The following is a 13,843-nucleotide window of genomic DNA, read 5'->3' on the forward strand; positions in this document are numbered from 1 at the left end:
TACAATACCACCACTAGCCTTAATGCTAGCTAATGCCTTGTCTTCTATTTTTATCACATTAAATCCCTCCATACCTATATAGGGTATAGTTATATTATAATAAATACTAAAGTGCGTATCAATAATAATTAGGTTACGTTTAAAAATATATTTACAAAAGCAACGCATTGCTATATACTAGTGTATATACACTAGTATGCAGGGGGAAATAACATGAATAAGAATAAAAAGATGATAATTACGGCTTTATTAGTTGCTCTATCTATTATAATACCTACTCAATTTGGATTTTTAAGGGTTATTATACCGCCCTTTACAGCTACCTTGACTTTCCATGTACCTATGTTTTTAGCTATGCTGATATCTCCGATGGCAGGTATAGCTGTGGGAATAGGTTCAGCCATAGGATTTGTGATTACAGGTCTTCCGCTAGAAGTTGCGGCTAGAGCTGCTATGCACATGTTTGTGGCGGGTATAGGTGCAGTTTTAATAAGAAAGAACTTTTCTTTAGGACAAGTTATATGGATAACAGCTCCAATACATGGACTTTTAGAAGCAATTATTGTAATTCCTTTTGGATTTGATTTTTATAAATCCTTAGTTCTTGTGGGAATAGGTAGTGTAATTCATCACATGATAGATGGTGTTATCACTGTGTATCTTACTAAAGCCATTTTAAAGGCCCAAAGAAAGGATAGCAAAGATTATAGAAATCTTTTTGCGGCATAAAAAATAGCAGTTCTTTACTGCTATTTTTTATGCTTTAAAATATTTTAGTCATTATATTCTAAAATATATTCATTAATTCTGCTTTCCAGGCTAGGAAGTTCTATATTAAAACAATTTTTTAGCAAAGAAGTATTAAGTGCAGAATATTTTGGTCGGGGGGCGGAGTTGGCAATGTAGCCTTCTGGCATTTCTATTAAGTTCTTTTCAAGACCTAATTTATAAAAAACAGTTCTAATTAAATTGCATTTGCTGATTATGGCGTTATTTGAACAATTATAAACACCATAAAAATTAGATTTAACCATAGTATTAATAGCATCTGCTAAATCTTTTATATATGTGGGGCTTACTACTTCATTGGAGCAAACAAAAATCGGGGACTCTATCTTATCTAAGGCTTTTCTAATGTAGCAATCGTAGCCTCCGAAAACCCAAGAGGTTCTTATAATAAAGTATTTCTTGCATATAGTTCTAATAAGTTTTTCCCCAGCTAATTTAGTTTTTCCATATATATTTAAGGGGTCACATTCATCTGTTTCGTAATAAGGGCTTCGTTTTAAACCATTATATACATAGTTAGTAGATAGATATACTATAGGTATATCTAGGCAGGAACAGGCATAGGCAACATTTAGGCTACCTATAGTATTTACTGTATAAGCAGCAGTTTCATTGTTTTCGCAGAAATCTAAATTAGTTATAGCAGCGGTATGAATAACTAAATCAGGCTTTAATAGCTCTATGGTACTACATACTAAGGTTTTATTTGTTATATCCAATTCATTTTTTCCTAAAGCATATATCTTATGGTCTTTTTCGAAATAATCCTTTAAATAGCTTCCAATACTTCCGTTGGCACCAGTAATTAATATATTCAAATAAATCAACACCTTCCTATAAAAATAATTTATCTTATGAAATATAAATGTTATCTTCAAGCCATTATGGTGCAGATATAAGTTAATATTTAAGCTTGTTTCCTTATAGGGAAACTCCCTATTTAATTATATGAGTATAGTATAGTAAATATTGACATGATTTTTTAAAAAATGTATAATTTTAGATTAGGTTATGAGAGTGAGGTGAATATAATGAAGCATGAATCCATAGAATTCAAAGTGGAGATAGAAAAACTTCAAAACACTAGAACGTGGATTAAAGAAGAATTAGAGAATGTTTCTAACAGTGAAGAAGAGCTTAAAAGCAAAATTTCGTCATTAAAGAAGGCTTCTAAAGGTGGATATAACGAGGAACTAGAGACTTCCATAAAATTATATGAAATAGTTCATAAAAGCTTAGAAAAGTATAAGGAGGCTATTAATCAGCCTTACTTTGCTAGAATTGATTTTAGAGAGTTTAGAAAAGAAAAAGAAAGATACTATATCGGTAAATTTGGGCTAGGAGACTCTAAAACGGGAGAAGAAGTGGTTATAGATTGGAGGGCCCCTATAGCAGATCTTTACTATAGTGGTACTCAAGGAGAAACTTATTATGTAGCCCCTATAGGAGCAATCAATGGAGAGCTTTCATTAAAAAGAAAATTTTTATATAAAAGTAATGAACTAAAGGATATATTTGATGAAGGTATTAATGACATAATAATAAGAGCTTTTGGAGATGACAGTGAAGGAAACGCCCTTATTGATGAATTTTTAAGAATAAACCTTGAAGAAAGTACAGGTAGTAAATTAAAAGAAGTAGTAGCTACCATACAAAAGGAACAAAATGACATTATAAGAGCTGAAAAAAACATGCCCATTATAGTTCAAGGATCTGCAGGTTCAGGAAAAACTACCATAGCTCTACACCGGTTAGCCTACCTTTTATATAGATATAAAAATAAACTATCTGGGGAAGATATTTTAGTTATTGCGCCGAATAAACTATTTTTAGATTATATTTCAGAGGTGCTTCCTAATTTAGGAGTAGAAAAAGTTAAACAGGTGACTTTTGAGGATATGTGTCTAGAGGTGTTAGGTATAAAGTCTAAGGTTTATACTAAGGATAAAAAGTTAGCGGATATATTAGAAAGCAGTGATGAAGCCTATGTAAAGTATGTCACTAACAGCAGTAAAGTAAAGGGTAGTGTTGTATTTAGAACTATATTAGATAGATACTTAAAAATAATTGAAAGAGAAGATTCTAAGATCGAGGATATAAAAGTTCAGGACTATATTCTGTTTGAAAGTAAAGAGATTAAAAGATTATATTCAAAAGATTTATCTAATATGCCTATAAATAAAAGAAAAGATGAAATTAAAAGATATCTTGGACTAAAGCTTAATGAAAAAATTGTTTCTATACTGGAGAGAATAGATTTCTTATACGAATATAATATTGCAAGAATTAAGAAAACTATGGAGGATGGAGCAGAGAGAAGAAATAAATTAATAGAGGTTTATAACGAAAGAGATGAAAAGAAAAATGAAATAAAGCTTCAAAGCAGAAAGCTATTTGAAAATTATTTTGAAGCATGGAAGGGAATAGACACTAAAGGCTTATATTTAAAACTTTTTAATGAGGAGAGTATTTTTGAGGAAGCCACAGCTAATAAGATTCCATCAAGTTTAGCAGCCTATATGAAAAAAATCCTCAATGAGGATAATGAAAAAGGAGTAATAGATAGTGATGATCTTGCAGCTATACTTTATATAAAATTTAATATAGATGGAGTTCCTGAGAAATTCAAATATTCCCATATTGTTATAGATGAAGTACAAGACTATAGTTTACTGCAGTTAATGATAGCTAGATTTATGGTTTATGGAGATTCCTTTACTATAGTAGGAGATTTAGGGCAAGGCATTTACTATTATAAGGGCATTGAAGATTGGAGCAAAGTAATAACAGAGGTATTTAATAATGAAGTTAATTATGCTCCTCTTGGACAGAGCTATAGATCTACCATTGAAATAATAGAATTTGCAAATGTAGTTCTCAAAAAGCAAAAAAACAGCTTAGAACCTGCAAAACCAGTATTAAGGCACGGTAACAAACCTGAAGTTATAAATTTTAGTAAAGGTAAAGAGTTTGCAGATAAGCTGGAGGAAATAGTTCAGGAAGTAAAGGCTTTAGGAAAAAAGAGTGTAGCGATTATAGGAAGAACTCATAAGGAATGCAAGAAGATCAATGAGGTGCTTAAAAAGTATAGCAATAATAATTGGAAGCTGGTAAAAGAAAATGATGATATTCTAAATTTAGATAAAATAATAATACCTTCTTATATGACCAAGGGATTAGAGTTTGATTGCTCTGTAATTTATAATTGTAACAGTGAAAATTATGGGGAGAATGAACTAGATAAAAAGTTGTTATATGTAGTTTTAACAAGGGCTTTACATTTAGAATATGTTTTTTATAATGGCGATATTTCTCCTTTGATTTAAAAGGTAAGTATTAACTTTTAAATCCATTATATTTGTGATAGAATTAACTTGGACAAAATTGAATTAATTTATAATATACTTTTAGCTGGGAGGTCTTTATATGAGTTCACAAAAAATTAAGAATAATATATACTGGGTAGGTGTTAATGACCCTGAATTAAGAATATTTGATATCATAATGGAAACTAAAAAGGGCACTACTTATAATTCTTATATAATAGAAGATGACAAAATAGCTGTAGTTGACAGTGTTAAAACTGGATTTTATGATGAATTTAAAAATAATATTAAGTCTGTAATCGGAGATAAAAAAATAGATTATATAATAGTTCAACATACAGAATTAGACCATAGCGGATCCGTAATTAAACTGTTAGAAGATTATCCAGAAGCTGAAATAGTATCTTCTAAGGCTGCTATGATATATTTAAAACAAATATTAAATAGAGAGTTTAAATGGAAGGAAGCAAAAGAGGAATTAAGCCTAGGCAACATCACTTTGAAATTCATATCAGCTCCAAATTTACATTGGCCAGATACTATATTTACTCATGTATCAGAAAGAAAAGTATTATTTACTTGTGACTTCACTGGATGTCACTACTGCCCAAATACAAGTATAGTAGACAATTGTTCTGGAGACTATTTCGAAGAAATGAAATATTACTTTGATGTTATTATGGGACCTTTTAAAAAGTTTGTTTTGATGGCGCTAGATAAGATAAAAGATATAGAATTTGATATAGTAGCACCTAGCCATGGTCCAGTACATATAGCGGATGTAGAAAAATATTTAAATCTTTATAAAGAATGGGCAACTACAGAAGAAATAGCAGAAAAAAATGTTCAAATTTTCTATATATCAGCCTATGGGAATACAGAAGCTATGGCCAGCTATTTATGTGACAAAGTAAAGGAAAAAGGAATAGAAGCAAATGTTCATGAGATAACATCCATGAATATGGGAGATTTAGTTCAATTAGTAGAAGGTGCTAGTGGAATAATGGTAGGTTCTCCAACTATTAATCAAGATGCTGTAAAGCCAGCTTGGGATTTACTTTCTTCTATATGTCCTATAACCAATAGAGCTAAGGCTGCAGGAGCTTTCGGATCTTTTGGTTGGAGCGGAGAAGGTGTTCCAATGCTTACAGATAGACTTAAGAGCTTAAAATTTAAGGTTGTAGAGCCTGGATTAAAGTTTAATTTTGTACCTTCAGAGGAAGAATATAAAAAGGCGGATGAATTTGTAGAAGCTTTTATGGGCTTACTATAATATTTAGATATACTGCAGGAATTAATCTTGCAGTATATTTTGTAAAGAAAAAACTAAAAAGTAATGGAGTGAATTTTTTTATGGAAGAAAGAGAAATAATGTCTTTTAGGGATGAGGAAGGCAATAAAGTTGATTTTGAGCCCATAGCTAGAATATTTTTAGAAGAGACAGAATACTTAATATTATCTCCTATAGATGGAAATGAAGAGGATGCCTTTGTCTTTAGAGTAGATTATGTAGAGGATAAACAAGAGCTTAATCTTGTAGAGGATGAAAAAGAGTTTGATAGAGTTAAAAAAGAGTATAAAAACTTATTATATAATGAAAAATAAATTTAATATTATTTATGTGGAGGAATTTAGATATGAATAGTAAAGATATAATTAAAGTTTTAGAGAATAATGGATTAAGTGATATAGAAGAAATTAGCTATAAAGAAGGATTTGCAGTTATAAGATTCTTCTATGATTTTGACGAGGATGAGCTAAAAGCTGCTAGAGCTTATGCTAAGGATGAGTGCGAAGAAGAAGAGGAAAGCGAAAGCTGGTATGAAGACTATTTTCTGCCTTATTTAAATGATTTAGCTATTGACAATGTGGGTGAAATTATGGAAGAGATCATGGAAGAGTTTGGCGCAGAAGCTCAATACATTTCTTATGAGTTAGATAGTGAAAATTATGAGTATAATGAATTTGTTGCTGTGGTTGTTTCAGGAGATAAGGACTTAAATATTGAAGAAGTACTAGATGAACTTGACATTTAGAATTTAAAATAAATATGGACCTCACTCCATAAGGAGTGAGGTTTTTTATAATAAATTATCATATATACACATTGCGAAGAGTATAGTATATTCTTGGTAAGATATAATCTAAGAACTCTAACGTAATATATGAAATAATAAAGAGTAAATTAAGTCATTAATTAGGCAGCCTTGCTTTTCACTTTATTTCTTTTAGGTTTTATAATGCTCTTCTGATATTCTACTATAAGCTTGTCTAATTCTTGACTGCATTTTACAACATATTTATTCGTAGGAGACTTTAAAAGTAAAAGTATATGTAGCGCTTTCCTCAGCAGCTTAATTTTAGTGGGTAACCATTTTTTCATGGGATATCACTCCTAAAACATTTACTATATTTGTAATATTATTCTATCAGATTTTTATACATAATAAAGAATTACTTTAAGTCAATAAAATACAAAATGCTTCAAAAATATTTACAAAAGTATTAATTTATATAAAATACAAAAGTACTAATATGCCTTTAATCTACTTCTATATGTTGAAAAAAGCTACATGGAATAAACTGTAAATGACGAAAGTGGTCATAAATTTTATTCTGATATTTTTTTATTGATTAAAGTTTATTTAATGCTTTAAAATATATTTAGAAAGGGTGAAAATCATGAACATAGACGAGATGATAAAAAGAATAAATGAATTATATAAAAAAAGTAAAGAAGAAGGCTTAACGGAAGAAGAACTTATAGAGCAGCAAGAACTAAGAAGAAGGTATGTAGACAATATTAAGGCTAATTTTAGGGCTCAGCTTAATACCATTGAAAGAAAGTCTTCGAATTAATTAAGGGATGCAAGGAGGGGTTAAATTGGCAGTTTCAGTGGAACAACTTATAAAAGATTTTAATTTAGAAGTATTAGTAGAAGGAAAAAATGATATAGAAATAAGTACTAGTGATTTAAATAGACCAGGACTTCAGCTATCAGGATTCTATAATTATTTTGCTAATGATAGAATTCAAATAATTGGAATGGCTGAGTGGAGTTTTTTAGATAATATGCAAATAGAAATAAGAAAGAAGAGATTAAAAAAATTTTTTACTTTTGATACACCTTGCCTTATATTAACGAGGGGATTGGAAGCTCATGAGGAATTAATAGAAGGAGCAGAAAGAAACCATAGATGGGTTTTAAGAACAGATATGGTGTCTACTAGATTTATAAGCAAACTTACTAATTATCTTGATGATGCCCTAGCACCGGAAACAAGGCTTCACGGAGTGCTGGTAGATGTATATGGCATAGGAATACTTATTACCGGTGAAAGTGGCATAGGCAAAAGCGAAACCGCGTTGGAGCTTATAAAACGAGGACATAGACTCGTGGCAGACGATGCAGTAGATATAAAAGAGATTGACGGAGTGTTAAGGGGAACTTCACCTTACATTACCTTTGGAATGCTAGAGGTTAGAGGCATGGGTATAATAGACGTACCAGCTTTATATGGGCTAAGCTCTGTACTTCATAGTAAAACCGTCAAGTTAGTAATCTATTTAGAACATTGGAGAGATGATGGGGTATATGATAGACTTGGTACTGATGAGCAACATATCGATATATTAGGAGTGCCCGTTAGAAAGCTTACTGTTCCTATTAGACCGGGCAGAAATGTAGCTGTGATTCTTGAGGCTGCTGCTGCAAATTACAGATATAGCTTGATAAGCAAGGTTACTCCAGCAGATATAATAGATAAAAGAATAGAAGGGATTTGGGAAGATGCTCTCTAAAATAGAATTAAGAAAAAAGATGATAGAATTGAGAGAAAACCTTGATAACCATTCATTTGAAGAATATAATAGATCAATTTTAAAAAAGGTTATAGAATGTGATGAATTTAAAAAAGCCCATAATATTTTCATATTTGTAAGCTTTAATAAAGAGGTAGATACTCATGGTATCATCGAGCATTGTATAGCTTTAGGGAAAAAAGTATCAGTACCAAAAGTAATTTCTAAGGATTTAGGAATGAAAGCCGTAAGTATAGAAGGTATAAATGAATTAAAACCTAGTAAGTATGGAATACTAGAACCAGAATATGAAGAACATAAGATAATGCTAGAAGAAAACATAGACTTAGTGATTTTGCCAGGCTTAGCTTTTGATAGCAGAGGTGGACGTATAGGCTATGGAGCTGGCTACTATGATAGATTCTTAAGAAAACTAAGCCCTAACTGCAAAAAAATAGGTATATGCTTCAACTTTCAGATGGTAGAAAAAGTTCCCATGGATGAAAATGATGAATATATAGACTTTGTCATTACAAATTAGGACTTATAGGGTTTCTGTATCGAAACTTACCTTATACATGTTACAAAATCATAACTATAAGTGATTATGGTACACATATAAGGTAATAGTTGAGTTAGAAACCCTGTTTTAAAAGAAACCTATATTATTAAAATTGGTGATCTTATGATGGTATATGATATTTCCCAAAACTTTAAGACTACAGCTGAAGATTGGAAGATTGGAAAAAATTATTATTGGATTTTAGGTACGCCAAAAGAGCTTTCTGATCTAAATATAGATTTAGATGGTGAGTGCATTGAAGAGTGCAATAACTTAAATCAGTCTTCAAAAATAATTTATTTTAATGACTATATTTTTATGGTGTTTAATATTTTAGAATATGAGAATAGAGAAGTCCTTTCCAAAGAATTAAATATCTTTTTAGGAAAGGATTATATTATTACGGTTTATAAAGATAAATCCGATATTATAGAAGATTTTCTTTCAGACATAAAGGAAGATAAAAATTGTTTTATGCTAAAGGAACAATCTAAGCCCTGCATTCTTTTATACTATATATTAGATAGAATAATAGTAAGAAATTACAATGTTATATCAGAACTAGAATCAGAGGCAGACAAAATAGAGATAAGTATTTTAAAAAATCCAAGCAATGATAAGGCTCATGACCTTATAAATCTTAGGAGACAAGTATATAAGATTAGAAAATTTTTGAATCCTTTAAGGTATATAGGTGACAGTCTTCTTTTAAATGAAAATAATATTATAGATAAAGATAATATACGTTATTATAAAAATTTAAATAATAAGATAGAAAAATTAATGTTGTCGTTAGAAAATCTAGTTCAAGATTTGGCCTTGGTACGAGAGGCCTTTGAATCCGAAATTTCTAACAAGACTAATGAATTAATGAAGATATTTACATTAGTAGCGGCTCTTTTTCTTCCACTAGATTTAATAAGTGGTTTGTTTGGTATGAACTTAGATAATATTCCATTAAAAGATAAATGGTATGCATATTATTTAATTTTAATTATTATGGCTACTATTGCAGTAACTTTATTTTATGTATTTAAAAAGAAGAAATGGTTATGAAAATCATTTGTTTGTATTTTCTTGAAATTTGATGTAAAATATAAATGTTAGCTTATAAAAATATCTATAAACTTAATTAATAAAAATTTAAATTATAGGTATATGTAATAATTTTTTATAAGGTGGGGGATATTAGTATGTCTAAAGTAGAAGAAAAAAAAGATTTAACAAAAAAATATGAAACAGCTTGGAACAAATATTCTAAAGAAGACTTAGAGAAAGTTTTTGCTCTCAATGACAGATATATAGATTATATGTCAAAGTGCAAGACTGAAAGAGAATGTGTAGATGAATTTATAGAAATAGCTGAAAAAAATGGTTATGTAAATTTAGAAACAATCCTTGCACAAGGAAAAACCTTAAAAGCTGGGGATAAGGTTTATGCTAATAATAAAGGAAAAACTTTAGCCATGTTTTTAATAGGAGAAGAAAACTTTGAAAAAGGGTTAAAAATATTAGGTGCACACGTAGATTCTCCAAGATTAGATTTAAAACAAAACCCACTATACGAAGATTCAGAATTAGCGATGATGGAGACTCATTATTATGGTGGAGTGAAAAAATATCAATGGGTTACAATACCATTAAGTATACATGGTGTAATTGCTAAAAAAGATGGTTCAGTGGTAAATGTAGTAATTGGAGAAGATGAAAAAGATCCAGTAATAGGAATTTCAGATTTATTAATACATTTATCTGCGGATCAAATGAATAAAAAACTATCTAATGGTGTTGAAGGAGAAGACTTGAACATATTGGTAGGAAGTATGCCTATTGAAGATAAAGATGCAAAGGAAAGAGTTAAGCTTAATATATTAAAGCTTTTAAATGAAAAGTATGGAATTAATGAAGAAGACTTTGTGTCAGCTGAGTTAGAAGTTGTTCCAGCTGGAAGGGCTAGAGACTATGGTTTAGATAGAAGCATGGTAATGGCTTATGGCCATGACGACAGAGTATGTGCTTACACTTCCTTTGAAGCATTATTACAAATGGACAAGGCTGACAAAACTTGTGTTGGTTTATTTGTTGATAAGGAAGAAGTAGGAAGCATCGGAGCTACTGGAATGCATTCTAAATTCTTCGAGAATGTATTAGCTGAAATCATGGATAGAGTAGGAGAGTATAGTGAGTTAAAGTTAAGAAGATGCTTAGCTAATTCAAAAATGTTATCCTCAGATGTAAGTGCTGCTTATGATCCAAATTATCCGTCAGTGATGGAGAAAAAGAATGCAGCTTATTTTGGAAAAGGATTAGTATTTAATAAGTATACTGGTTCAAGAGGAAAATCAGGCTGTAATGATGCTAATGCAGAATATATAGCTGAAATAAGAAATATAATGGATAAGCATAATGTTAGCTGGCAAACTGCGGAATTAGGAAAGGTTGATCAAGGAGGCGGAGGAACTATAGCTTACATTCTAGCTGAGTATGGAATGGAAGTTATAGACTGCGGAGTAGCTCTTCATAATATGCACGCGCCTTGGGAAGTTGCAAGCAAGGCAGATATCTATGAAGCTATGAGAGGATATCATGCATTCCTATTAGAGGCATAGTCAGATATTGATTTTACTAGGTTTGAAGCTTTTTTAAAATTAAAAAAATTATAAGTGAAACTATGATGTTTTTATAAATGAAGCTATGTAAATCCTTACATGAATGGAGGAGTTTACATGGCTTCATTTCTTTTGCCTGTAAGAAAAAGAAATAAAAATGACATTAATATTAATACAATGGACGAACTAGGGAACGAATATATAAATTATTTAGAAGCAAATAATTGTAGTATTTATACAATCAAAGGCTATAGACAAAAAATAAATAGATTTATAGCATATTTAAATTTAGCTAATATAACAAATTTAAAATCTATAAATGAAAAAGTTATAGATAACTATAAAAAATTTTTATATTGAACTAATAGACGGTAGTATACAAATTACCGTAAATTTACCATACATTAACCCCAATGCAAGTTCAACAGAAGTGTTTAATGCATGTTCATATAATGTATTAGCTTAATCAGTGGAAAATTAAGATAGAGCCAGTACACTGAGGAATTATCCCAGATGCACTGACCCTTTTTTTGGCCCTATAAAATGCTTACTTTTTTATAGTTCTTGTACTACTCAACATTATAGTTGTTGATACAATTCAGTTTATTATTTCTATCCAACGATTGGGCATAAAGGAACTCTAACTAAAACAAGCTCATCTGTTGTGTTGGTTTCAACGTCAAATACCAAAAATACATTTCCGCCAAATACAAATGCGCAAATAAGATTTACCTCTCTTCCAGGTGCTGAAGTTGGAATTTCATCTGGACCTACTATTTGACAAAGGCCAACTGATCTTATTAATTGTGCTGCTTGAGCAGGTGTTATTCTTATTATAAGCACTTGTTCTATTTCTTCACCAATTACATCTACTTCTACTTCAACAAGTAATACAAAAACGTTAGGAGCTAACTCAGCAACGCATGCTGCTCCAATTGTAACAGGATCTTCTTGACACATTGTACTATTATTATACATATTTGGGTATTCTGGTGTATCCATTATATTCACCATCCATTTCTATATTAGAGCTAGGGGCGTGCCCTTATCTCTAATATAGAATATTCTACATTAAAAAAAATGTTACTACTTATGCAAAAAATAAGATATTTTGTATAAATTACTATGTTTAAAAGCTAATTGGAACTGCATAATATGATAAAATTTTCTCTATAGATATATTAGTAGTCGAAAAAAATAACTTGATACTACTTACAATTAAATAAGGGGGATTTATATTGCCTTCATTTTTTTCTTATTGTCGTTCTTAAATAGCTTGAATCTAGAACCATGGAAATTAATTATTTCAGGTTATCTATTTTTAAAAGGTTTGAGAATCTTTTCGTAAAGGTTTGAGACCAAACTCCAAGTTCTCAAAAATTTAAATAGGAGATGGTATGTAAGCGTGTTAATATCGATAATAGCTATAACTTAGAGTTATTTATATCAATCCACTTAAACCTTAGCGGTGGCCATAGGGTAGAAACTTTTATAGGAAATCGCATGATTTTTTTAATAGAAAAAACTTTTGTCAAAACAAAAGCTAGTAAATATAAAAACTTTATTTGATTTTTTTGCATACTCAAAAGTAGTTTCACCTTTTTAAAAAGAGGAATATTATGTATTATATAGCAATTTGAAGAAGGTGATACAAAAATGAAAGGTAGATTTAGAAACTATGGTTTATGGCTTTCTATATTAGCCTTTATACCCATGCTATTAGAAGGCTTTGGATTAAAAGTATTACCAGGTAATTATGATGAAATAATAAAGGCATTGCTATCAATATTAGTGCTAGCAGGAATAATTAGCAACCCAGCCACTGAGAGTAGATGGTATTTAGATGATGATAAAGAGAATAAAAATATTGAAGAAACTAAGAAGTAAATAACTATAAGAAAAAAAGCGACGGGAGTCGCTTTTTAAAGTGCATTTATAAACCTATCTGCATATTCTGAAGGCACATCCATAGAGCCAATATATCCATGCTTAGTATCATCCGCTCCTAATCCATGAAAGTCTGAACCAAAGGTAATAAGTTTTTTATGTTTTTCTGCTAGATCTATGAACTTTAAGGTATCTTCCTTAGTATTTAAATAATAAAGAGCCTCAATGGCATCAAAATCATATTTTATAATATCTTCTACATTGCTTTTTTTGATAAGTACAGGGTGAGCTAGTGAAACTAAGGCATTTAAGTCCTTTAGCATGCTAATCCCCTCAGTAAGGGATACTTTTTTATTGTGAACATAAGCAGGGCTATCCTTGCTAATTATATTATTAAAGATATAATCCCAATCATAGGGATAGCCTTCTTCAATGATAGAGGCGGCAATGTGAGGTCTTGCTATTACGCCCCTTGCTCTCTTAAATACTTGTTCATAGTCAAGTTTAATATTAAAATAAGTATTCAGATTTTCTACTATTTTTTTAGCTCTATATATCCTATAATCCTGCATATCCTTTAAAAATTTTTGAAATTCCATATTTTTATAGCTGTTATCTCTAAAGTAACCTAAAATATGAATACTTTCATTGTTATGTATAGTAGACAGTTCTATACCAGGTATAATCTTTAAATTATACGGCTCGGAGGCCTTTATAGCTTCCTCAATTCCAGCTGTAGTATCGTGATCCGTTATGGATATTATATCTAAGTTTTGATCATTAGCTAATATGACCAAATCCTTTGGAGAAAGTTTACCATCGGAAGCGGTAGTATGCATATGTAAATCAATTTTAATCTTCATGTATA

At 30.3% G+C, this 13,843-nt stretch carries 16 protein-coding genes; 12 read left to right on the plus strand and 4 right to left on the minus strand.

What is annotated here, in order from left to right; translation table 11 throughout:
- Positions 1 to 213: 213 nt before the first annotated feature.
- Entirely contained in the window at positions 214 to 729 is a 516-nt protein-coding gene (locus BN2665_RS03380; RefSeq protein WP_055665705.1) for a hypothetical protein, read from the plus strand.
- A 44-nt stretch (positions 730 to 773) separates the two neighbouring features.
- Here BN2665_RS03380 and BN2665_RS03385 read toward each other — a convergent pair whose 3' ends face one another.
- Positions 774 to 1,607, minus strand: coding sequence for an SDR family oxidoreductase (locus BN2665_RS03385; protein ID WP_055665706.1), 834 nt, complete (start codon positions 1,605 to 1,607; stop codon positions 774 to 776).
- A gap of 213 nt (positions 1,608 to 1,820) precedes the next feature.
- Between BN2665_RS03385 and helD the strand changes: the two genes are divergently transcribed.
- From helD to BN2665_RS03405, 4 genes are all read left to right on the plus strand, one after another.
- Positions 1,821 to 4,115: an RNA polymerase recycling motor HelD gene (gene helD / locus BN2665_RS03390; RefSeq protein ID WP_055665707.1), complete on the plus strand. Its 2,295-nt coding sequence runs from the start codon at positions 1,821 to 1,823 to the stop codon at positions 4,113 to 4,115.
- 100 nt (positions 4,116 to 4,215) lie between these two features.
- The gene (locus BN2665_RS03395; protein WP_055665708.1) at positions 4,216 to 5,388 is read left to right on the plus strand and encodes an FprA family A-type flavoprotein; all 1,173 of its coding nucleotides are present in this window, start codon (positions 4,216 to 4,218) and stop codon (positions 5,386 to 5,388) included.
- Between the two features lie 80 nt (positions 5,389 to 5,468).
- On the plus strand, positions 5,469 to 5,720 hold the full coding sequence (locus BN2665_RS03400) for a DUF1292 domain-containing protein (protein WP_055665709.1): 252 nt from the start codon (positions 5,469 to 5,471) through the stop codon (positions 5,718 to 5,720).
- Positions 5,721 to 5,752: 32 nt separating this feature from the next.
- Positions 5,753 to 6,151: a hypothetical protein gene (locus BN2665_RS03405; protein WP_055665710.1), complete on the plus strand. Its 399-nt coding sequence runs from the start codon at positions 5,753 to 5,755 to the stop codon at positions 6,149 to 6,151.
- A 161-nt stretch (positions 6,152 to 6,312) separates the two neighbouring features.
- On the opposite strand, the gene BN2665_RS03410 is transcribed toward BN2665_RS03405, so the two are convergent.
- Entirely contained in the window at positions 6,313 to 6,498 is a 186-nt protein-coding gene (locus tag BN2665_RS03410) for an aspartyl-phosphate phosphatase Spo0E family protein (protein ID WP_055665711.1), read from the minus strand.
- 299 nt (positions 6,499 to 6,797) lie between these two features.
- Here BN2665_RS03410 and BN2665_RS26145 point away from each other — a divergent pair, with 299 nt between their 5' ends.
- The 6 genes from BN2665_RS26145 (at position 6,798) to BN2665_RS03435 (ending at position 11,448) form a co-directional block, all read left to right on the plus strand.
- Entirely contained in the window at positions 6,798 to 6,974 is a 177-nt protein-coding gene (locus tag BN2665_RS26145) for a DUF896 domain-containing protein (protein ID WP_074042207.1), read from the plus strand.
- Positions 6,975 to 6,999: 25 nt separating this feature from the next.
- The gene (hprK, locus tag BN2665_RS03415) at positions 7,000 to 7,917 is read left to right on the plus strand and encodes an HPr(Ser) kinase/phosphatase (RefSeq protein WP_055665712.1); all 918 of its coding nucleotides are present in this window, start codon (positions 7,000 to 7,002) and stop codon (positions 7,915 to 7,917) included.
- Positions 7,907 to 8,458 (plus strand): 5-formyltetrahydrofolate cyclo-ligase, encoded by a 552-nt coding sequence (locus tag BN2665_RS03420; RefSeq protein WP_055665713.1) that lies wholly within the window; start codon positions 7,907 to 7,909, stop codon positions 8,456 to 8,458. Before hprK ends, BN2665_RS03420 begins: the two co-directional genes overlap by 11 nt.
- Before the next feature lie 144 nt (positions 8,459 to 8,602).
- Positions 8,603 to 9,535 carry a CorA family divalent cation transporter gene (locus tag BN2665_RS03425; protein ID WP_055665714.1) on the plus strand — a complete coding sequence of 311 codons (933 nt, stop codon included), beginning with the start codon at positions 8,603 to 8,605 and terminating at the stop codon, positions 9,533 to 9,535.
- 137 nt (positions 9,536 to 9,672) lie between these two features.
- On the plus strand, positions 9,673 to 11,088 hold the full coding sequence (locus BN2665_RS03430; RefSeq protein WP_055665715.1) for an aminopeptidase: 1,416 nt from the start codon (positions 9,673 to 9,675) through the stop codon (positions 11,086 to 11,088).
- A gap of 117 nt (positions 11,089 to 11,205) precedes the next feature.
- Entirely contained in the window at positions 11,206 to 11,448 is a 243-nt protein-coding gene (locus BN2665_RS03435) for a site-specific integrase (protein WP_055665716.1), read from the plus strand.
- Positions 11,449 to 11,700: 252 nt separating this feature from the next.
- Here the strand turns inward: BN2665_RS03435 and BN2665_RS03440 are convergent, their stop codons facing one another.
- Entirely contained in the window at positions 11,701 to 12,090 is a 390-nt protein-coding gene (locus BN2665_RS03440) for a hypothetical protein (protein WP_055665717.1), read from the minus strand.
- 654 nt (positions 12,091 to 12,744) lie between these two features.
- Between BN2665_RS03440 and BN2665_RS03445 the strand changes: the two genes are divergently transcribed.
- A complete protein-coding gene (locus BN2665_RS03445; RefSeq protein WP_055665718.1) occupies positions 12,745 to 12,975 on the plus strand; it encodes a holin in 231 nt (76 codons plus the stop codon).
- A gap of 35 nt (positions 12,976 to 13,010) precedes the next feature.
- Here BN2665_RS03445 and BN2665_RS03450 read toward each other — a convergent pair whose 3' ends face one another.
- Positions 13,011 to 13,838 carry a PHP domain-containing protein gene (locus BN2665_RS03450; RefSeq protein ID WP_055665719.1) on the minus strand — a complete coding sequence of 276 codons (828 nt, stop codon included), beginning with the start codon at positions 13,836 to 13,838 and terminating at the stop codon, positions 13,011 to 13,013.
- Between the last annotated feature and the right edge of the window lie 5 nt (positions 13,839 to 13,843).

The sequence above is a fragment of the Desnuesiella massiliensis genome (assembly GCF_001403615.1).
In the GTDB taxonomy this organism is placed as follows: domain Bacteria; phylum Bacillota; class Clostridia; order Clostridiales; family Clostridiaceae; genus Desnuesiella; species Desnuesiella massiliensis.